16 protein-coding genes and 1 pseudogene are annotated in these 21,612 nt (G+C 42.2%); 13 read left to right on the forward strand and 4 right to left on the reverse strand.

Annotation, left to right across the window (positions count from 1 at the left end):
- Positions 1-44 precede the first annotated feature (44 nt).
- The 4 genes and pseudogenes from ACU52_RS01695 to ACU52_RS01710 all read left to right on the forward strand — a co-directional run bounded on the left by ACU52_RS01695 (position 45) and on the right by ACU52_RS01710 (position 6,791).
- Positions 45-2,750, forward strand: coding sequence for a type I restriction endonuclease subunit R (locus ACU52_RS01695; protein ID WP_053397496.1), 2,706 nt, complete (start codon positions 45-47; stop codon positions 2,748-2,750).
- A 4-nt stretch (positions 2,751-2,754) separates the two neighbouring features.
- Positions 2,755-4,187, forward strand: a pseudogene (locus ACU52_RS01700) (type I restriction-modification system subunit M).
- 4 nt (positions 4,188-4,191) lie between these two features.
- Positions 4,192-5,343 (forward strand): PDDEXK nuclease domain-containing protein, encoded by a 1,152-nt coding sequence (locus ACU52_RS01705; RefSeq protein ID WP_053397525.1) that lies wholly within the window; start codon positions 4,192-4,194, stop codon positions 5,341-5,343.
- 5 nt (positions 5,344-5,348) lie between these two features.
- Positions 5,349-6,791: a restriction endonuclease subunit S gene (locus tag ACU52_RS01710; protein ID WP_053397497.1), complete on the forward strand. Its 1,443-nt coding sequence runs from the start codon at positions 5,349-5,351 to the stop codon at positions 6,789-6,791.
- Positions 6,792-6,821: 30 nt separating this feature from the next.
- On the opposite strand, the gene ACU52_RS01715 is transcribed toward ACU52_RS01710, so the two are convergent.
- Positions 6,822-7,625 (reverse strand): tyrosine-type recombinase/integrase, encoded by an 804-nt coding sequence (locus tag ACU52_RS01715; protein ID WP_053397498.1) that lies wholly within the window; start codon positions 7,623-7,625, stop codon positions 6,822-6,824.
- A 45-nt stretch (positions 7,626-7,670) separates the two neighbouring features.
- Here ACU52_RS01715 and ACU52_RS01720 point away from each other — a divergent pair, with 45 nt between their 5' ends.
- Positions 7,671-8,222, forward strand: a complete 552-nt coding sequence (locus tag ACU52_RS01720; protein WP_262503034.1) for a restriction endonuclease subunit S — start codon at positions 7,671-7,673, stop codon at positions 8,220-8,222.
- Here the strand turns inward: ACU52_RS01720 and ACU52_RS15255 are convergent.
- The 3 genes from ACU52_RS15255 to hpt form a co-directional block, all read right to left on the reverse strand.
- Complete coding sequence (locus ACU52_RS15255) at positions 8,217-9,419, reverse strand: restriction endonuclease subunit S (RefSeq protein WP_162207736.1); 1,203 nt, start codon at positions 9,417-9,419, stop codon at positions 8,217-8,219. The two genes, ACU52_RS01720 and ACU52_RS15255, sit on opposite strands and share 6 nt — an antisense overlap.
- Before the next feature lie 323 nt (positions 9,420-9,742).
- Entirely contained in the window at positions 9,743-10,315 is a 573-nt protein-coding gene (locus tag ACU52_RS01730) for an adenylate kinase (protein WP_021853830.1), read from the reverse strand.
- 24 nt (positions 10,316-10,339) lie between these two features.
- The gene (gene hpt, locus ACU52_RS01735; protein WP_021853829.1) at positions 10,340-10,879 is read right to left on the reverse strand and encodes a hypoxanthine phosphoribosyltransferase; all 540 of its coding nucleotides are present in this window, start codon (positions 10,877-10,879) and stop codon (positions 10,340-10,342) included.
- 87 nt (positions 10,880-10,966) lie between these two features.
- Here hpt and ACU52_RS01740 point away from each other — a divergent pair, with 87 nt between their 5' ends.
- The 8 genes from ACU52_RS01740 (at position 10,967) to ACU52_RS01775 (ending at position 20,766) form a co-directional block, all read left to right on the forward strand.
- Complete coding sequence (locus ACU52_RS01740) at positions 10,967-12,484, forward strand: bifunctional ADP-dependent NAD(P)H-hydrate dehydratase/NAD(P)H-hydrate epimerase (RefSeq protein ID WP_053397499.1); 1,518 nt, start codon at positions 10,967-10,969, stop codon at positions 12,482-12,484.
- Between the two features lie 71 nt (positions 12,485-12,555).
- Entirely contained in the window at positions 12,556-13,617 is a 1,062-nt protein-coding gene (locus ACU52_RS01745) for a DUF4831 family protein (protein ID WP_053397500.1), read from the forward strand.
- A 143-nt stretch (positions 13,618-13,760) separates the two neighbouring features.
- Entirely contained in the window at positions 13,761-14,504 is a 744-nt protein-coding gene (locus ACU52_RS01750; RefSeq protein WP_021853826.1) for a NigD1/NigD2 family lipoprotein, read from the forward strand.
- A gap of 82 nt (positions 14,505-14,586) precedes the next feature.
- On the forward strand, positions 14,587-15,153 hold the full coding sequence (locus ACU52_RS01755) for an RNA polymerase sigma factor (protein WP_053397501.1): 567 nt from the start codon (positions 14,587-14,589) through the stop codon (positions 15,151-15,153).
- Positions 15,154-15,156: 3 nt separating this feature from the next.
- Positions 15,157-16,479 carry an outer membrane beta-barrel protein gene (locus ACU52_RS01760; protein ID WP_053397502.1) on the forward strand — a complete coding sequence of 441 codons (1,323 nt, stop codon included), beginning with the start codon at positions 15,157-15,159 and terminating at the stop codon, positions 16,477-16,479.
- Between the two features lie 11 nt (positions 16,480-16,490).
- Positions 16,491-16,763, forward strand: a complete 273-nt coding sequence (locus ACU52_RS01765) for a LysO family transporter (protein ID WP_053397503.1) — start codon at positions 16,491-16,493, stop codon at positions 16,761-16,763.
- On the forward strand, positions 16,760-17,365 hold the full coding sequence (locus ACU52_RS01770; protein ID WP_021853822.1) for a LysO family transporter: 606 nt from the start codon (positions 16,760-16,762) through the stop codon (positions 17,363-17,365). The genes ACU52_RS01765 and ACU52_RS01770 overlap by 4 nt, the downstream gene beginning before the upstream one ends.
- 656 nt (positions 17,366-18,021) lie before the next feature.
- Positions 18,022-20,766, forward strand: a complete 2,745-nt coding sequence (locus ACU52_RS01775; RefSeq protein ID WP_162207737.1) for a T9SS type A sorting domain-containing protein — start codon at positions 18,022-18,024, stop codon at positions 20,764-20,766.
- Positions 20,767-21,612 lie beyond the last annotated feature (846 nt).

Here is a 21,612-nt window from a genome sequence, read left to right on the forward strand (position 1 = left end):
ATTTTCTGTATTCAACTTCCGATAATATAAAAATATAGGAATATATGACACCAGAAGAAAAAGCGAGGCAAAAAATAGATCAGTGGTTTAGCGATGCTGGTTGGAAGGTGGTCGATAGAGATAACTATGAACCAAACTGTACTGCAGTTGCTATAAGAGAAGGACTTTTAAAAGGTAACCTTGAGGCTGATTATTTCCTTTTTATTAACGGAAAGGCTATTGGTGTACTTGAAGCTAAAAGAGAAGAGATTGATCCATTTTCTGATAAAGTTTGTGAACAAGCTGTCGTATATGCCAGAAATATTCCTAAAATTTATCAAACATATCAGAAACCATTGCCTTTCATATTTACTTCAAATGGAAAAGACTTGTATTTCTGTGATTTTCGCAAACAAGATTCTTGTTTCAAGCAAATTATGACGATTCCAACTCCTCATGAATTGGTTAAATTATTGGGAATAAATGATTATTTTTCTGGGCTTCCAACTTTGCGAAGAAAAGGACTACGGGATTGTCAGTATGAGGCTGTTACAGAACTGGAAAAAAGTTTCAGAAGTGGACAGAATCGCGCCTTGATGGTATTGGCAACAGGTGCAGGTAAGACATATACCGCATGTCTTGCGGCATATCGTTTTCTTTCATATACCCCAATGAGAAGAGTGTTATTTCTTGTGGACAGAAATAATCTCGGGAAGCAGGCAGAGGGAGAATTCGGAACTTTTCGGCTGACAGAAAATGGAGATGCATTCAATACAATATTTACCGTGAACCGTCTTCGTTCTTCTTCTATACCATCTGATAGCAATGTCGTTATTTCAACAATACAGCGTCTTTTTTCTTTTCTGAAAGGAGACACTATCGAGGATAATGACAACGATGATGATAATGAACCTACAGAAGAAGTTGTATTACCTCCGAATCCAAATTTGCCACATGATTATTTTGATTTAATTATCATAGATGAGTGCCACCGCTCCATTTATGGGAATTGGCGTAAGGTATTGGAATATTTTGACACAGCCAGACTTGTTGGATTGACAGCCACGCCTATTCCTGAAACAATGGCATTCTTTAACAATAATCGTATAGTCAACTACACATTGGAAAAAAGCATCGTTGATGGTGTAAATGTAGATTGTCGCGTATATCGAATCAAAACCCAAGTTACAGAAAATGGCGGTGCTATATTAGAAGGGGATAAAATCAAAGAAGAAACACGTTATACCGGAGATGTAAAAACTATTTCCAATAAGGAAACGAAAACATATACCAATAAGGAGTTAAACAGAAGTGTCATTAATCCTGCGCAAATAAAACTTATTCTGTCTACTTATCGTGATGTAGTCTATACTGAGTTATTCAATGAACCACAGCGTGAAGCCAATTTTGACTATCTGCCAAAGACTTTGATATTTGCGCTAAATGAGACTCATGCCAGCAATATCGTACAGATAGCTAAAGAAGTATTTGGACGTACAGATGACCGTTTTGTGCAGAAAATAACTTATTCTGCAGGCGATAGTAATGAATTGATACGTCAGTTCCGGAATGATAAAGATTTCAGAATTGCCGTAACTTGTACATTGGTAGCAACTGGTACAGATGTTAAGCCTCTTGAAGTATTGATTTTCATGCGTGATGTAGAATCTTTACCGCTCTATATACAGATGAAAGGACGTGGTGTACGCACAATTGGAGATGAGCAGTTACGAAATGTCACCCCAAATGCGTTCAGCAAAGACTGTTTCTATTTGATCGATGCCGTAGGTGTTACAGAACACGAAAAAACAATACCTACGATAACCGATGAGCCTACTACAAAGATTATTACTCTTAAAGAGCTGTTGGAACAGATTACCCATGGTTACCTTCCTGATGAGCATCTGAAACGTCTAGCTGCAACACTTTCCAGAATATATAACAAAGCAGATAATTCACAGAGGAATGAATTCGTATGTTTGGCTAATGACGACATGAAAGAACTTGCTTCAAGAATTTACGAAGCATTTGAAAACAATATTCTGCCGCCATTTATAAGTACCAAAGAGCCTAACAATGAGCGAAAGGGTTTAGTTGCGTCACTTGCAAATCACGCTGATGCGCGCAGGTATCTGCTTATTCTTGCTGCAGGATTTGTCAATACTTTGATGCCTGGCGAGGACACGCTTATATCTAAAGGATTTTCAATAGAGGAAGCTAAAAATACAACAGAAGCTTTTGAAGATTTCTGCAAAGAACATAGTGATGAAATAGAAGCTCTACGTATAATTTATAATAATGAAGGTGAACCAATTACCTATTCAAGGCTAAAAGATTTAGAAAACAAACTCAAGATGGCTAACAATCATTTTACTTCCAAGCAATTATGGAACTCATACGCCATTCTGAATCCAAATAGCGTTCGACGTTCTTCTACGAAAGAAGAGAGTGATGCTTTGACCAATATCATACAGCTTGTACGTTTTGCTTTACACCAGATTGATCGGTTAGATAGTGTTGTTTCCACCTCTAAACAGTATTTCAATCTATGGTTAGGACAAAACCAGCGCGAAATAACAGATAAACAACGTGAAGTTATCAGTCGTATTGTAGATTATATTGCTTCCAACGGAGCTTGTACGGTCAAAGAGATTCGTGAAGATGATGCAACTCAGGCAGCACAGATGATCCGTGCTTTTGGCAATATGCAGAAAGCTAATGAAGCTTTACAGTCTCTATACACATTTGTGGTTTTAAGAAAAGCAGCATAAATTTATGGCAACAAATAATACAACAGAGCAATCGCTCACCAAAAAGGTTTGGAATTTGGCAACTACTCTTGCCGGACAAGGTATAGGTTTTACAGATTACATCACACAGCTCACCTATCTTTTATTTTTGAAGATGGATGCAGAGAATGTAGAAATGTTTGGAGAAGAATCTGCAATACCATCTGGTTATCAATGGAGTGATTTAATTTCTCTTGACGGTCTAGATTTAGTAAAGCAATACGAAGATACTCTGAAACTGCTGAGTGAACAGGAAAACCTCATCGGCACAATTTATACAAAAGCTCAAAACAAGATAGACAAGCCTGTCTATTTAAAAAAAGTCATTACTATGATTGATGAGGAGCAATGGCTGGTCATGGATGGAGACGTGAAAGGTGCTATTTACGAAAGTATCCTTGAAAAGAACGGACAAGATAAGAAAAGTGGTGCAGGTCAATACTTTACTCCACGCCCGCTCATCAAAGCAATGGTAGATTGCATAGCTCCACAAATTGGAGAAACGGTTTGTGATCCAGCCTGCGGCACCGGAGGTTTTCTCTTGACCGCATATGATTATATGAAAGAGCAGTCTGCCAGTAAGGAGAAACGTGATTTCTTGCGTAACAAGGCACTGCATGGTGTAGATAACACTCCATTGGTTGTGACACTTGCTTCTATGAACCTATATTTACATGGTGTGGGAACAGAACGAAGTCCAATTGTTTGTGAGGATTCCTTGGAGAAAGAGCCATCCACTCTTGTGGATGTAATATTAGCCAATCCTCCTTTCGGCACTCGTCCGGCTGGTTCTGTTGATATTAACCGTCCGGATTTCTATGTAGAAACGAAGAACAATCAGTTGAATTTTCTTCAACACATGATGTTGATGCTCAAAACCGGAGGTCGTGCAGCTGTAGTATTACCAGACAATGTCCTTTTTGAAGGTGGTGCGGGAGAAACAATTCGCAAGAAGTTGCTTTCGGACTTCAATTTACATACGATACTTCGTTTGCCTACAGGTATCTTCTATGCACAAGGTGTAAAAGCAAATGTATTATTCTTTTCCAAAGGTCAACCAACGAAAGAGATTTGGTTTTATGATTATCGTACTGGTATCAAACATACGCTTGCTACTAATAAATTAGAGAGACATCATTTGGATGATTTTGTTACATGCTATAATGCAGGAAATTTAGAAGGACGCAAAGAGACATATGATGCAGACAATAATCCTCAAGGACGTTGGCGTAAATATCCGGTAGACGATATTCTCACTCGTGACAAGACAAGCCTTGATATAACTTGGATAAAACAGGGAGGAGAAACTGATGACCGCTCCTTGGCTGAATTGATGGCTGATATAAAAGAAAAAGTAAAACTATTAGTTCAGCAGTAGCAGAACTTGAGAAGCTGCTTGCAAACATAAATGAAGATTAAGCGTATGAAGAATAATAACATTGCAATATCAATAGAACAACAATTCGGAGAAATCATAGATATTATTCTCCAACATAAAACTAATGCTTCAAGAGCTGTAAATGAAGAATTGTTACTCACTGCATGGCATGTAGGCGGATATGTCTCAGCTAAACTGAAGAGCGAAGAATGGGGAAGTAAGGTCGTCACGCAACTGTCTGAATATATACGTTCCCAACGTCCTGACATCAAAGGATATAGCAAAAGAAGTATCTACAATATGGTAATGTTTTATGACGTGTATTCGTCAGAAACTTTCATAGCAACAATAAGACAATATTTGAATACTGAATTTGTGCAGCCAAAAACTGCACAAATTGAAGCGAGCGACCATAAACAGGAAGTACCTGTAATTGTGCAGCCAAAAACTGCACAATTTGTCCAGCCAACAGTTGGACAAATGCCTAAGATATTGGAGTTAACGACATTGACTAATCACATAGAAATTTTATGCCGATGTAAAAGCGACGAAGAACGGTTGTTTTATATACTCTATGCCAATAAAGAGCATTTAGTAAAACGTGAGCTCCAACGTTGCATTTCTAATCAGACTTATACTGGATTATTAGGTAATAAGGATAATATGTCAAAAGGATTGCTTGAAACATATCCTAATGCGCCAGTCATGTTCAAAGACACCCTGTTTGTAGATTTTCTCAATCTGCCGAAAAAGCATAGCGAAACAAAACTAAGGAACGGCCTAATAGAACACATGAAACAGTTTATCCTTGAACTAGGAAAAGACTTTATATTCATGGATCAAGAATATCGCCTTAATATTGGTGCATCTACATTCAAGGCTGATTTACTATTTTTTCATCGCGGCTTACAAGCATTGGTCGCTGTAGAATTAAAAAAGACAAAGTTTCATCCTCGCGACCTTGGACAGTTGGAATTTTATCTGGAAGCACTCGACCGCGATGTAAAACGCTCCAACGAAAATCCGTCTATCGGTATCATTCTTTGTCCTGAAGCAGACCGGGTAGTAGTAGAGTACGCTATGAGCCGAAGCATGAGTCCTACCATGATTGCTGAATACAAGCGTATTCTCATTCCACAAGAACGCATGCAGCAGCAACTGAATGAGTTTTGCAATCTATTCTTAAACAAAGACTAACCCAAATGGATACAAAAAAATTACGCCAAAAAATACTAGACCTCGCCATTCATGGTAAACTTGTTCCACAAGATCCGAATGACGAACCTGCATCCGTATTACTTGAACGCATTAAAGCAGAGAAAGAACGTTTAATAAAAGAGGGAAAAATAAAGCGTAGCAAAAAAAGGACTAAAACTTCTGATACGCACCATTATGGGAACGTGCCGTTTGAAATTCCTGATAATTGGGAGTGGACAACATTAGAGGAAATCTTAGAACTTGTTTCTGGACAAGATTTTTCACCAGAGAAATATAATAACAATGTTTCTGGTATACCTTATATCATTGGAGCCAGCAATATTGAAAATGAACAACTTATTATTAATAGATGGACAGAATATCCGTCTGTTTATTCATATTTAAATGATTTACTTGTTGTATGCAAAGGTGCTGGCGTTGGAAAAATGGCTATTAACAATATTGGCACAGTTCATATAGCTCGTCAGATACAAGCAATAAGAGTGTATACAAATTATATCAATATTAAATACGTAAAAGCTGTTGTAAAAAATAACATAGAGAGTATAATATCAAAAGCCAATGGATTAATACCTGGATTGAAACGTGAGTTATTGTTATCTTTACAAATACCACTTCCTCCATTTGCAGAACAACAGTATATAGTTAAAGAAATTGAGCGTTGGTTTAAATTAATAGATAAAATAGAACAAGACAAATTAAATTTACAAACTGTAATAAAACAAGTAAAAATAAAAATCCTAGACCTTGCCATTCATGGTAAACTTGTACCGCAAAACCCAAATGACGAACCCGCTTCTGAGTTGCTAAAGCGTATCAATCCGAAGGCAGAGATTACTTGTGATAACGCGCAGTATGAGAAGATTCCGGAAAATTGGTGTGTCTGCAAATTGGTCGATATATGTTCTTTCTTGTCAAGAGGGAAATCACCCAAATACTCGGAATACGATAAAACATACCCTGTATTTGCTCAAAAATGCAATCTAAAAGATGGTGGCATATCATTAGAGCAAGCAAGATTTTTAGACCCTTCTACGATTAACAAGTGGAATGAAGTTTACAAATTACAAACTGGGGATATTCTTGTAAATTCAACGGGTACTGGCACTGTTGGAAGAACAAGATTATTTAATGCAAATTGCTTGGGTAACTATCCATTTGTAGTTCCTGATTCACATGTTTCTGTCGTAAGAGTGGTGAAAAGTATTTGTCCTCAATATGTTTATGCTTATATATCTTCTGACTCTATACAACAGTATATTGAAGAGAATCTTGCAGGAAGCACAAACCAAAAGGAATTATATATTGGGGTTTTAGAAAATATGCATATATTCTTACCTCCTCTTGCTGAACAATACCGCATAGTTACAAAAATAGAAAAGCTATTCTCTTCACTTGACAATATACAAAAAGCCTTAGAAGTGTAAATAATTGCACTTCTAAAGGCTATTGACAGATTACCAGTTCACGACTTTATCTACAATTTTCTGCTGTTCACTTGCTGTACGGCGAAGATAAATGCGAGTCGTTTCAATGCTTTCATGCCCCATGAGGTCGGCAAGTAGAGCAAGATCGTTGAAACGGTCGAGAAAATTTTTAGCAAAACGATGACGGAATGAATGAGGATAAACCACTTCTTTGTTCATTCCGTATTTTTCGGCAAAATGTTTGAGTTGCGACGCTATTCCACGAGTGGTGATACGTTGTCCAAAACGATTTAGAAAGATATAGCCGGATGTTAAGCCTAGGCTTTTTAACCATTTATCTGCTTCTATTCGTAGATTCTTAGGAATGTATAACCGACGAATCTTTCCACCTTTACTATATAAGTCAAGATAACCAACACCGATATGTTCTGCTTTGATATGGAGCAATTCACTGACTCGTGCTCCGGTAGCAGCCATAAACCAAACAATGAAATACCATTCATCATAACCATCAGCCTTGAGTCTGGATTTGAAAAATTTATAATCTGCATCGCTGATTACGTTTTCTAAAAAATTCTTCTGCTGTACCTTTACGAACTTCACTTTTAACTTTTCTTGCTTTGTAAACTCCAGATACTTGTTAATTCCCTGCAAACGAAGATTTACAGTTTGCGGCTTAAAATTCTCAACTAAATACCCTTTATATGCTAAAAGGTTCTTCTTGTTCACTTCCCCATAATGATTAAGGAAATACTCTACTGTCCACACATACGAATTAACGGTGTTTCTGGCAAGATTAGTTCTTGCTAAATGATTTTTGAATTTTGTTACCATATTGCATTAATTTAGAATGAATATGATAATAATATAAAAGGACGTATCGCGCATTATACGCAGTTACCTTTTGAGGTACCTCAAAATTGGAGTTGGACAACACTTGGAAAAATTGGCAAATGGCAGTCGGGGAGCACACCAAATAGGCTGAATAAGGATTATTATAATGGGAATATTCCTTGGCTAAAAACGGGAGATTTAAATGATGGATATATTACCCATATTCCCGAATATATAACAGAAAAAGCCTTGAATGAGACTTCTGTGAAACTAAATCCTACTGGTAGTGTGTTAATTGCTATGTATGGAGCAACAATAGGAAAGATAGGAATATTAACTTTTCCTGCTACAACGAATCAAGCCTGTTGTGCTTGTGAAGTCTTTAAAGGGATAGATAGAGAGTTTATATTTCTTTTTTTATTATCCCATAGGGAAGAGTTTATAAAAATGGGAGGTGGTGGAGCACAGCCAAATATATCCAAAGAAAAAATAATAAATACCTATATTCCTTTGCCGCCATTTACGGAACAACAAAGAATTATAAATGCGGTTAATAAGATATTTGCTCAATTAGATACAATAATGGAGAGTTTATAGACTCTCCATTATTGTATCAAGATGTTTAAACACAATATTTATAGCTTCTACAATCCTCTTCTGTTGATTATAAGGAGGTATAGGTACTTCTATTGCCTTGAATAGTTTTTTGTTAAGATGCGGAATTGCAGAACCTACCTTATTCTCTCGCAGGGTCTTGCGATGTAAGTTTATCACTAGTAAGACATAATCAGCATTCATTTCATCTGTTATAGATAACTGCTTAAATGTGCTACCTTGATAGCCGTCTATTGGAGTTCTGAATACTTCCCCAGAATTCTCACCATCAACCAATATCAAAAGAGAATTTGCCGGAATGTATTTGCCTGCCATTAACTTCTTAGCATCACGCTCACCGCGCAAATATTTGACATCAAGATTAATTCTTTCAATGCCACTTTGCTTTTCTCCATCAATTAAATTGCATAAGGTTTGCATAGATACAATTTGCCATCCTTCGGGTAACTGCGTATAATGCGCGTTATCACAAGTAATCTCTGCTTTCGGGTTGATTCGTTTTAACAATTCAGATGCCGGCTCATCATTCGGGTCTTGTAGCACGAGTTTTCCATGAATGGCAAGGTCAAGAATTTTATTCTTGGCTTGCTTGATGGTGGTCTGTAAGTCTTGCTTGCCATTCTCCATGATGTCAATCAATGAGAACCAACGTTCTATTTCTGATACAATACGTCGTTGTTCAGCAAGGGGAGGAATGGCGATATTCAAATTTAGAGTATTTTCTGACCCGATGTTCCCTTGGCTAACATTTCCTGTTTCAGTGGAAAATATCGCATCTAATACATATCCTCCTTTCAATGCAAAGCATAAAAAATCTATATTAACTTCTGAAGAAAAGCGTCTAAGACAGCCAACACGTTGATTCAGAAGTAGTTTCTTTTGCACTGATGGAACTTTAACTGAATAGAAGTAATCTCGTTTTCCTTTTGTGCCTGTCATTGTGAATAGAATATCATCTTTTTGCAATAAGTATTTTTTAGTTTCCCTACCAATTACTTCCTCAACAAATACAGGCTGGGTATCAAGGACTAGATTATCATTCTTGACATTCCCAATTCTTATAACTTGCCAGTCAGATTGATTAACATAAGTATTACTTTTATAGGCATAACCACCTTGGAAATCAACAATATCTCCTAATTTACACCACTCCCAATTATCAGGAATTTCAAACGGCACGTTCCCATAATGGTGCGTATGTATAGTAAGCTATGGTTAATATTGTATCGTTAAAGCTTTTGCCATAACACACTTTGAATGTTTTTATTTTCTATTCCGTTTTTCTGTTTGTCACACAGAAAGTCAGACGATGGACCATCATTATCTACATGGACCTCTGCCAGTCTACCGTTGGCAGAAATGAACGCTGTTTCCAGCTGCTGTGTCTTGTTCTTGCTTTCTTTGGAGATGCGCTTTTGTACAATGGGAATAACAATAAAATAAGAGGCTAAGACGGAGCAACGCTCCCTTAGCCTCTTACATTATAAATATGTCTTACGTATTTACAGATTGTCTATAACATTGCAGATGTCACCGAAGATGCGGTCGAGTTCGCCAAGACCGTTGATGTGGTGATGAAGGTTCTCCTTTGAGTACCATTCAATCAGCGGAGCAGTCTGGTTGTGATAAACGTCGAGACGCTTCTTTATTGTCTCCTCGTTGTCGTCAGAGCGTCCGCTCTCCTGACCGCGCTTGATGAGGCGTGTCATCAGTTCGTCCTCGGGAACGTCGAGCTCTATCATAGCTGCAATTTTGTGTCCGCGCTCGTTGAGCATGCTCTTCAGAGCCTCTGCCTGCGGTATTGTGCGGGGGAAGCCGTCGAAGATGACACCCTTGTGCTCTTTTCCGAAGCTGTCGTAAACGCTTGCAAGGATGCTTACCATCAGTTCGTCAGGAATAAGCTGTCCTTTGTCGATGTATTGTTTGGCAGTTTTTCCCAGTTCTGTCTCGTTCTTGATTTCGTTACGCAGTACGTCGCCTGTTGAGATGTGGCCAAATCCGTACTTCTTAATCATAAGATCGCTTTGTGTGCCCTTTCCTGAACCGGGCGCACCGAAAATTACAATATTTTTCATCTTTTTACTTTATGTTATTTTGTCTTACTCTTCCACCAGAGTATATATGTCGCGCAGGTTGCGTCCCTGCTGGTTGTAGTCGAGTCCGTAGCCAACGATGAAGTCGTTAGGAATCTCCATTGCGGCATATTCGATGTTCAGATCAACTGTAAGTTTTTCGGGCTTGAGCAGGAGTGTGCAGATATGCACCGACTCGGGGTTGCGCGTTCCGAGTGAGTCTATCATGCGTTTCATTGTCAGTCCGCTCTCAACAATGTCTTCAAGGATTATTACTGTTCTGCCAGAGATGTCCTCGTTGATGCCTATAACCTCCTTGATTTTTCCTGTAGACATTGTGCCCTGATATGAGGCCAGCTTCACGAAGGAAATCTCACACGGAATGGTTATGAGCCGCATAAGGTCGGCTGCAAAAACGAACGAGCCGTTGAGCACGGCCAAAAACAGCGGGTTCTTATCCTTCATGTCTTTGTTTATGCGGTCTGCAACCGCCTTGACGCGCTTCATAATCTCGGCTTCGGGATAAGAAATCTTGAATTTTTTGTCATGGATTGTTATTGGGTCCATAGTGCTTTTTTATATTTTGGCACAAAATTACTAAAAATATATCAAACATTAATAAGCGATTGGCATTAATTTTGTATTTTTGCACTGATGAAGATTTTTACAGGTGCTCAGATTCGTGAGCTTGACAAATATACAATAGAGCACGAACCCGTTAAATCGATAGATTTGATGGAGCGTGCGGCTAAATCGATAACGCATGCCATTACCGAGACTTGGAGCAATGGTATGCCGGTGATTGTTTTTGCCGGACCGGGCAACAACGGAGGCGACGCCCTTGCCGTGTCGAGGATGCTTGCTGAGCAGAAATATGATGTAAGCGTTTATCTGTTCAACATCAACGGCAACTTGTCTGAAGACTGCAAGACCAACAAGCAGAGGCTTATTGAATGCAGGGCTGTAAGAAAGTTTGACGAGGTGGTGAACGAGTTTGACCCTCCGAAACTCGAAAAGAACATGCTTGTCATCGACGGCCTGTTCGGTTCGGGGCTCAACAAGCCGCTGGCCGGAGGCTTTGCCTCGCTTGTCAAGTACATCAATCAGTCGGCTGCTACGGTGGTGAGCATCGATGTCCCGTCAGGACTGATGACTGAGGACAACACCTATAACGTAAGGGCAAACATCATAAAGGCTGACCTTACGCTGACACTGCAAAACATAAAGTTGTCGTTCCTTTTTGCCGAGAACCAACAGTTTATCGGCAAGCTTCGCATGCTCGACATAAGGCTGAGCAAGGAAGGCATGGAGCAGATGACATCACATTATCGCATTCTTGAGGAGAACGACCTCAGGCCGCGTCTGCTGCATCGCGACTGTTTTGCACATAAGGGCGACATGGGCCATGCGCTCATCGTAGCCGGCAGCTATGGCATGGCCGGAGCCGCCGTGCTTGCCACAAAGGCATGCCTGCGCAGCGGTGTGGGTAAAGTGACCGTCTGCACGCCAAGACGCAACAACGACATACTGCAGATGTCTGTTCCCGAAGCCATAATGCATGTCGACAAGGAAGAAACCTTCTTCTCAGAGTCGGTTGAGACAGCAGACTATGATGCATTAGGCATCGGACCCGGACTGGGCATGCAGGAAGGCGCAGCTATCGCATTTATCAGTCAGGTGCGCCGTGCGCAGATTCCTGTTGTGGTTGATGCCGACGGCCTGAACATCCTTGCAAGCCACAGGGCATGGCTGCAGCAGTTGCCCAAGGGCATAATAATGACGCCGCATCCAAGAGAGTTTGAGCGCTTGTCTGGCAACAGGTTCAACGACAGCTATGAGCGCCTGAGCAATGCCCGCGACATGGCAGAGCACCTGCAGGCTTATATCATACTCAAAGGCCACAATTCAGCCTTGTGTATGCCTGACGGAAACATCGTTTTCAACTCTACGGGAAATGCCGGAATGGCAACAGCCGGAAGCGGCGACGTGCTGACAGGTATAATAACAGGACTCTTGGCGCGTGGCTACAGGCAGGCTGACGCATGTATGCTGGGAATGTATCTGCACGGACTTGCCGGCGACCTCGCTGCGAAAGAGATAGGAATGGAGAGTATGGTGGCAGGCGACATCATCAGATATCTGCCAAAGGCATTCCGCCGTCTGGAAGATTAAACCGGCAACAGGCCTTATGGCCGTTGCCTTTTCCATATATTATAAGTTAGAACCGAAAATAATGAGATATTATGAAGAAGCTGATAACATGTGCATTGCTTTTTACAATGGGACTTCATGCCGCATCTGCCCAGAAAGGTAAGAACGTGGCAGATGGAACCGGGTATTATCTTCCACGCACCGAGTTGCGCTTTACGGTGAAGATGGAAAAGACATCTTATACGCCGGGCGAGTTTGCCGTTTATGCCGAAAAATATATGAAGGTGAGAAATGTCAGCATGCAGCCCTCTGTTACCTACCGCATGTTGGGACTTGACATTAACTCTGAAGGCGAGCGCGACACGTCTAAGTTTTATGTGGCTCCGGTCGACTCTAAACATAATATACAGACGCTTGAACTCGACGATAACGGTGTGCTGCTTGCCATAAATGCAGAACCGAAGCAGATAAAGGAGCGTGTGCCGTTTAAGTCCGCGCCGAAACCTGCACCGCTAAATCCGCGCGACTATATGAACGAGGATGTTCTCTCGGCAGGCAGTTCGGCCAAGATGGCTGAGCTTTGCGCTCTAGAGATTTATGACATACGCGATAGCCGCAGCCTGCTGAGCAAGGGACAGGCCGACTTTATGCCTAAGGACGGCGAGCAGCTCAAGATAATGATGCGCAACCTTGACGAGCAGGAGAGCGGACTTATGCAGCTCTTTACGGGCGTTACCGTTAAGGACACTATTGAAACCGAGATTGTGTTTGTGCCTAACAAGGAAACCGACCGCCAGCTGCTGTTCCGCTTCTCGAAGTGGATGGGCATAACCGATGCCGACGACCTTGGCGGCAATCCATATTATGTAAGTGTTGAAGACAAGCATATCATGCCGTCTGTTCAGGAAAATCTGCTCAGCACGAAGAAAGCCAAGGACAATGGCGGATTTTATGTAAATCTTCCGGGAAAGATAAAGGTTACTCTGTTTAAGGGCACTGAGCAATGGGCTGCATACGAGCTTTATGCCGCTCAGTTTGGTCAGGTGGTGGCTCTTGACGAAGGACTTTTCGACAAGAAACTGCTTACGAGCATTGTTCTCAATCCTGTTACAGGCAGCCTTGAGAGCATAGAGATAGAGAATATTAAGAAGTAATTAGGCATTTCCTAGCCATATTTCCTGCATCATGGCCCGCTTTCATTCCTGAAAATGTGAATAAAATTTAAAAACATTTGACGGTACGCAAGTAAAATGCACTTTGATGATTTCATTGGTGTAAGATAAATAATAAATATGTTATGAAAGCAATGAAATTCTTTACAGTGATAGCGTTGGCCATGATGTCGGTTTTCACAATCACCTCTTGTGACAACGACAACGATGTTTATTGGTATTATCCGCCTTATCCCAACGCGCTTGTTACGGTGAAGCCCGTAAGCGACAACGGTTTTTACCTTCAGTTGGACGACAGCACCACGCTGTTCCCCACAAACATGAAGACTTCGCCTTACGGCGACAAGGAGGTAAGGGCGCTGGTATGCTTTACAGAGGTGAAGCCTGTCAACTCTGACTATACCAAGTCGGTAGAGATAAACTGGATGGACAGCATACTGACAAAGAAGGGTGTGCCTTATCCGGGTGAAGAAGGCGAGGCTGAATATGGTGAAGATCCGATAGAGATTGTAAAAGACTGGGTAAACATTGCCGAAGACGGATACCTCACTCTGCGTTTCCGCACACGTTGGGGCAACAATGGAGTGGCACACTTCGTCAACCTGTTCACCGGAGTTAATCCCGATGACCCGTATGAGGTTGAGTTCCGTCACAATGCCTTTGGCGATGTCAACGGAGTATGGGGCGACGCCCTTGTGGCTTTCCGCCTGAGCGATCTGCCTGACACAGAGGGCAAAACCGTGAAACTGACATTGAAATATAAGTCGTTCAGCGGCGAGAAGTCAATACAGTTCGACTATTGCAGCCGTAAGGCTGCCGGAAGCACGAATATAGCCGAAAAGCCGGCATATTCATCGCGTGTTAAGTAATCCGGATTATTATTGTTTGTTGATTATATTTCAGAAAAGGCCCCGCCGAGTGTTTCGGCGCAGGCCTTTTCGATATTAAAGAATGACAAAAAACTACGGCAGATATAAAGAGAACGACCTCGTCGAAATGGTAGTTAAGAAAGACCGGGGTGCAATGAAATTCCTTTATGACAGATATGCAGAATATTTGTCTGCCGTGTGTGGTCGCTATATCGCAGACGAAAACGACCGCAAGGATGTCTTGCAGGAGTGCTTTATCAAGATTTTTATGTCGCTCTCTACATTCGAGTATCGCGGCGACGGTTCGTTGAAGGCATGGATGGCAAGGATAACGGTCAACGAGTCGTTGAAGTTTATAAGAAAAAGCGCCACTTACAGTTTTATTGAATATGGCGAGAATGTGCCCGACACGGCCGACGAACCTGAAGTGGAAGGCGTGCCGGATGATGTAATCAATAAGATGATTTTGTCTCTCCCTCCTGGTTATCGAATGGTTTTCAACCTCTATGTGTTTGAAAACAAAAGTCATAAAGAGATTGCACGTATGCTTAACATTGGCGAAAGCTCGTCGGCATCTCAGTTCTCCAGGGCAAAGGCCCTGCTTGCAAAACGTATTAAAGAATATAAAACAGCACATAAAAATGATTAGGTCATGGAAAAACAATGGATAGAAGATCTCAGAAAACGATTTGACGACAGAAAGGCTCCCGTTCCGGAAGGCTTGTGGGATGATATTGAGTCTGCCATGGCCGAGGCAGGTGCTGATGCCGTAGACAGTAGCACAGGCAAGCGCCGGGCACGCATCGTTCCTCTCTGGGGGCGATGGTCTGCCGCAGCTGCCGTTTGTGCCGCCTTGGTTGTCGGTCTGGTTAAGTATAGTCAGCCTGCACCTACTGAGCTGGCGTCTGTGGGCAGTGCGCCTCACAAGTCGGCTGACGTTTCTGCCGCAAAGTCTTCAGATAATGTTGCTTATGAATCTGCGTCTACAGATGAAGCCGGCGATGCCGTACAGCCCGCGCTGTCTAGGCTAAAGGCCGGAGTGGCAGCTGTAGTTGAGAGAGCAAAAGAGCGTGCTGCCGTAGACAGCGTAAGGGTAGAGACTGCTGGCGAAAACCTCGTGGCTGATGCCGGTGTGGCCGCAGATAAAGAAAACAAAGCTGCTGAAACAGCAAAGAAGGAGGTGTCTGTAGTGAGACATCAGCCTTCCGGCCGCAGACAGTCGCCTTATCGTGCAGACAATGATGACCTGCTGGCTGTCAGTTCGCACAAGCGTCATGACTCAGGCGTGTCGGTAGGCGTATATGGTGCCAACTTCATGTCTATTGGAGGCACTTCTAATGGCGGCATGATGTCTCAGCAGCAGATGAACGCTTACGTTGATCCGGTTCTGAACAAGGATTTTGTCATGCTTACATCTATGAACGACAACCTCAGAGCCGCCGAGACAGAGGAGAACGAGGTGAAGGTTAAACACCGCCAGCCCGTCAGACTCGGTATGTCTGTGCGTTTCAAGTTGCTTGACAGACTTGGCGTGGAGACTGGTATGAGCTATTCTTATCTGTCGTCTGACATTGCTTCAGGTGATGATGAAGGCGGATTCCGCACAGAGCAGAAACTTCATTATGTAGGTATACCTTTGGGTGTGAACTATGATATCTGGAAGACTGACTTCCTCGAGGTTTATGCCTCTGCCGGCACCATGGCCGAGTTTTGCGTTTCAGGCCGTTCGAGCACGGAGTATGTTTCAGACCAGACAATAATGAAGCGCACTGAGACCGACATGAAAGACAGCAGGCCGCAGTGGTCGGTGAATGCTGCCGCAGGTGTGCAGTACAACTTCAGCAACCTTCTGGGTCTGTATGTGGAGCCGGGTGTAAGTTATTATTTCGATAACGGCAGCAGCGTGTCTAACATATATAAGGACAAGCCGTTTAACTTTAATCTTAATTTGGGTCTAAGGTTTACCATAAGATAGTTGCAGACATAATGTTTACAGTTATTTTGGTCATGCTTTCAGGCATGCTTTTAGGGCGCTTGCTGCGTAACCGCCGCATGGCGTTTTTGCCCCGCGTTGTAATGTTCCTTATATGGGTGCTTCTGTTTCTGCTTGGAGTAGAGGTGGGAGCAAACCCCGAGATAATACGTAATTTGAAGTCGCTTGGCGTCGAGGCTTTTGTCCTTGCAGTGGCAGGCACGTTGGGCAGTGCCGTTCTGGCATGGGCTTTATGGCGTTATGCAGAAAGGAGCGGTGAGCGATGAGAGACAGTCTTATTATCGTCGGCTTTTTTGTGCTGGGTATAGTCTTCGGCATGAACGACATTCTCCCCGACTCGTTGGTGGGCAATAGCAGCGTCAGCTTTGGTGCTTTGTGCGCCCTGATGTTTTTTGTAGGTGTCAGCGTAGGCAGCGACTCTAAGATATTCGCCAGCATACGTTCGGTCAATCCGCGGCTTATGCTTCTGCCTCTTATGACCATTGTAGGCACCCTAGCAGGCACCGCTGCAGCTTCATTCCTGTTTCCGCGCCACGGCTTTACCGACTGTCTTGCTGTCGGTTCGGGGTTCGGCTATTATTCATTGTCAAGCATATTCATCACAGAATATCGTGGAGCTGAGCTGGGCACGGTGGCTCTCCTTGCTAATATCTCGCGTGAACTTATAGCTCTCCTTTGTGCTCCTTTGCTGGTTAAGTTCTTCGGAAAACTTGCTCCTATTTCTGCCGGTGGAGCCACGACGATGGACACCACTTTGCCTATAATATTGCGCTATTCAGGCCAGCAGTTTGTCATGCTGTCTGTATTTCACGGTTTCTTGGTTGATTTCAGTGTGCCGTTCCTGGTGACATTCTTCTGCTCTATATAATATAATGTACTGGTATTGTGGTGCAGTGGCAGAGTGCATGTTCTGACTTTGCCAGTTATGCATGCTGCAATATGTGGTCTTTTGGATTCTGATTGACGGCTTATTGCCTGCTGATATGCCACATATTGCAATGCAAGATGCCTGCTCCTGCGTGTACGGCATGATTCATAAAAAGTTTTTCTTAGAAACTCGTAACTTATCACAATTGTCCTTAATTCACTAATATTCAATGCTTTAGCGTGTGATGAGTTGAATACTCAACTCGTCACATCATCATAATCCTGCTGTTTTTATATACGTAAAATACGTATCCGGTTTTACAGCGTGATGAGTTGGCACAACAACTCGTCACGCTGTAACTCATTGAAGATTATTGCGTTACGTGTCAATGTGATGAGTGATGAGTTTTTTTGAAAAAATTGTTTTGCCGATCGGCACAAAATATGTGCATAATGTTTAGATGTATTGGTTGAAAATAGTTCATAAGACTTGATGGATTAAAAAATGTTAATAGCATGGAACTGCTTTCCAAAGTGTGATTACAACACTTATGCGTAATCGTTATATTTATGATTTGTCTATTATTATGGCTATATCGCCGTTAAAATGAAGCAAGTCTTATTATATAAATATAAATTATTAACTTTATTAATCTTATGAAAAAACATTTGCTAATAGGCGCTTCTTTGTGTGCGTTGAGTTTGTCAGCGCAGGCACAGCGTATCGACTTTGATAACGCTCCGCTTAATCCCGGGCGCGACACCGAGGACAAATATATCGGATGGACAGTAGATAAGGCAGTTGCTGACACTCTTACAGACATTGAAGTGCCGGGCGACGAAACCCGCAAACTGACACTTGTTGTCAACTGTGGCGACCAGTCGGTTACAAACAGAACTCTGAAATCTAACTGGTGGAAAGACGGAGTGAACAAGCATTCTAAGCTTGTAGGCGACTGTGTGGCTGTATATGGATTTGATTCTGACGGCAACACTCCTCAGCTTACAACGGAGAGTGCTACTATGAACCTTGTCTTTAAGGGACTTTCAGCCGGCAGCCACTCCTTGTTGGCATATCTCAATGTTACTGACGGCAATATCTCTTCGGTAGCACCGATTGACGTGCTGGTGGATGGCGTAAAGGTTGCCGAAAATATAATAATGTCGTCAAGGGCTGAAAGCCCGTCTGCCAGCGGACAGGCTTATATAACGTTTAATGCCGTTGAGGGTGCTGACGTAACTGTAAGTTTTGTGTCAAAGCCAGAGGCTGGTGTTACGTATGGTACTTCCGGAATATTCCTCAGCGGTATTGTGCTGGATGAGTCGAATCCTAATTCAACGGCTTTAGATCCTTATCCCGTAAATCTCGACTATCATGTTGATGCAGACAATGGTTCGCTCACACTGAGGTGGACTAAAGCGCCGATAGCAGTCAGCAGCGTTGTATATATGGGCACATCAGCCGATCAGCTGGTGAAGGTCGGCGAGACAAATGATGATTTTTACACAGTAAGCAACCTCTCTGCCGCCGAGTCGGCACTTAACACATACTATTGGCGTGTTGACGAGATCGATGCCGAAGGTAACGCCTATCCGAGTGATGTATGGTCGTTCCGTCCGCGCCGCATAGCATTCCCCGGAGCCGAAGGATATGGAAAGTATGCTATCGGAGGTCGTGGCGGAAGTGTTTATCATGTAACGTCTCTTGAAGATTATTCTGCTGAAGAGGCTCCTGTTCCAGGCACTTTCAGATATGGACTTACTGAAGTTGACGGTCCTCGTACTATAGTATTCGATGTTTCCGGAACAATCAACCTTAAGTCTCGTCTGACATGTTCTGACCCATACGTTACCATCGCAGGACAGACAGCTCCCGGCAAAGGTATCCTTTTCCGTGGTGCTCCTATCGGTGTGGCAAGCGACGGCATCACACGCTTTGTCCGTATGCGCCGTGGATATCATAATGACGATGTGGCTGATCAGGCAAAAGGACTCGACGGTCTTGGTATGGCCGGCAACAATAATGCGATAATGGACCACTGCTCTGTAGGATGGACCATCGACGAGGCTTTCAGTTCGCGCAATGCCAAGAACATCACATTGCAGCGCACTCTTATCTCTGAAGCCCTCAACGTGGCAAATCATCCTAATTATGGTCCAGGTGCGGCACACGGATATGCTGCTACCATTGGCGGCGACACTGCCACTTATCACCATAACCTTCTTGTTCATAACGAAGGACGCAACTGGAGTTTGAGCGGCGGACTTGACGGAGCCGGAAGTTATGCCGGACATCATGACGTATTTAATAATGTAGTATATAACTGGGGCGGACGTGCCACAGACGGCGGAACACATGAATGTAATTTTGTAAATAACTATTATAAGATGGGTCCTGCAACCACTCAGCGCTTCTTGTTGCGTGCGCAGCTTGAAGGCACCGGCACAGGTTCGCAGTCATATTATGTTAAAGGCAATCTTAGAATAAATAAGGACGGATCTGTTACAGAAGATGCGCTTGACGAAACTTACAGATATGAGACATCTGGGGGACAGGTGGTTGATTGGACGGTGTTTGTAGACAAGCCCTTCTTCGATTCGAAGGCAGAGATACAGGATGCAAAGGATGCTTATAAGTCGGTTCTGTCTGACGTCGGAGCCAATCTTCCTTATTTTGATGAGCACGACATGCGCATGGTAAGCGAGACATACAATGGCACGACAAGTACAAAGGGTAGCGTTTCGGGTAAACTGGGACTTATCGACCGCGAGACAGATGCTGAAGGATATGTTTATTTCCCTGAAGTAGGCGAGACACGCGGTGCCGATTTTGATACAGATGGCGACGGTATGCCAGACTGGTGGGAGAAGGCCAAGGGATTAAATCCGAATCTCGAAGATAATAATACGCTTAATGCCGAAGGTTACACAGCATTGGAAGAGTATCTTAATTGGATGGCTGAGCCAAATTATCAGATTCTTCCTGGCGTAGAGAGCAAGATTGACTTAAATGCCTTGTTTGTTGGCTTTGATAAAAATTCGGCATTTTATGGTTATGAGTGTCCTGACGGATGGAATGTGATGGATAATTCTGATGGTACGCTCAGCATAGAGCCGGACATTAATGCCGACGGACTTTTCACTATACCTGTTTTCTGTGGTGATGGTACGACAGAATATACAATGACTCGCAACATTAATTTGTTTGTATCTTCTTCTGCCACTGCAATAGAAAGTCCTGCTGATATCGAGAATGGCGCTTCTGCAAGTTATCAGATATATTCAGTGGATGGCGTGTTGCTGAAAAATGGAAAAGATTTCAAGTCGCTGCCACAGGGTATATATATATTAAAGGTTACAGATGGCAAGAAAGTCAAGTCTTATAAGGTGGTGAACAAATAAAAACCAGACATATCAAGAAAAATCCGTTTGAAGGAGTCTCTCCGGATAACGGATTTTTTATTTAACCCAAATCTGTTATTATGATTTGGATCGTATTTTTCTTTATATCGAGTGCATTTTCGGTATGTCAGGAAAAAGCGAACAAGAAGATGCCAATAGAAACAAAAGACGGAGTGAAAGAATGAATGCACAAAATTGGTAATGCAATGTGCGGCCTAATGACAGATTTTGGCTAAAATGAATTATGGCATATTTGAAAATCAAAAAGAATATATCTTCTTTATATGAATAAAACTCCAATTTTTTATCTGTTTTGGGTTTTAGACTAAATTTTTAAAATTAGTGTAAAATTCGTAGATTTTACGAAGAATTATTCTGTTTTGCTTGATTTATATCAATTTTGAGCAGAAAAATCGATATTTTTGAAAAATAATCCTCAAAAAGTTTGTGAGAATAAAATAAACCCCTTATCTTTGCACTCGCTTTCACAACGATAGTGATAGCGAACAAGAAAAGAGTTCTTTGAAAAGTTTACATATACAACAGAAACAGTACAGGCCTTCAATCGTTTCTTAATAAGAAACATGAAGGGAAGAACATGTAGGGTTCCGTCCATATTGCTTGATTCATTTCTTGCAAAGGTGGCAATTCACATATACTGGATAATGAAATGCGTACATTACAGAGTAGATTAAATTAATCTTTACCTTCGGGTATTGATTACATTATAAAGAAATTTTACAGTGGAGAGTTTGATCCTGGCTCAGGATGAACGCTAGCTACAGGCTTAACACATGCAAGTCGCGGGGCAGCATGAAGGATGCTTGCATTCTTTGATGGCGACCG

Origin of the sequence: Xylanibacter rarus, from assembly GCF_001275135.1 — a bacterium.
In the GTDB taxonomy this organism is placed as follows: domain Bacteria; phylum Bacteroidota; class Bacteroidia; order Bacteroidales; family Bacteroidaceae; genus Prevotella; species Prevotella rara.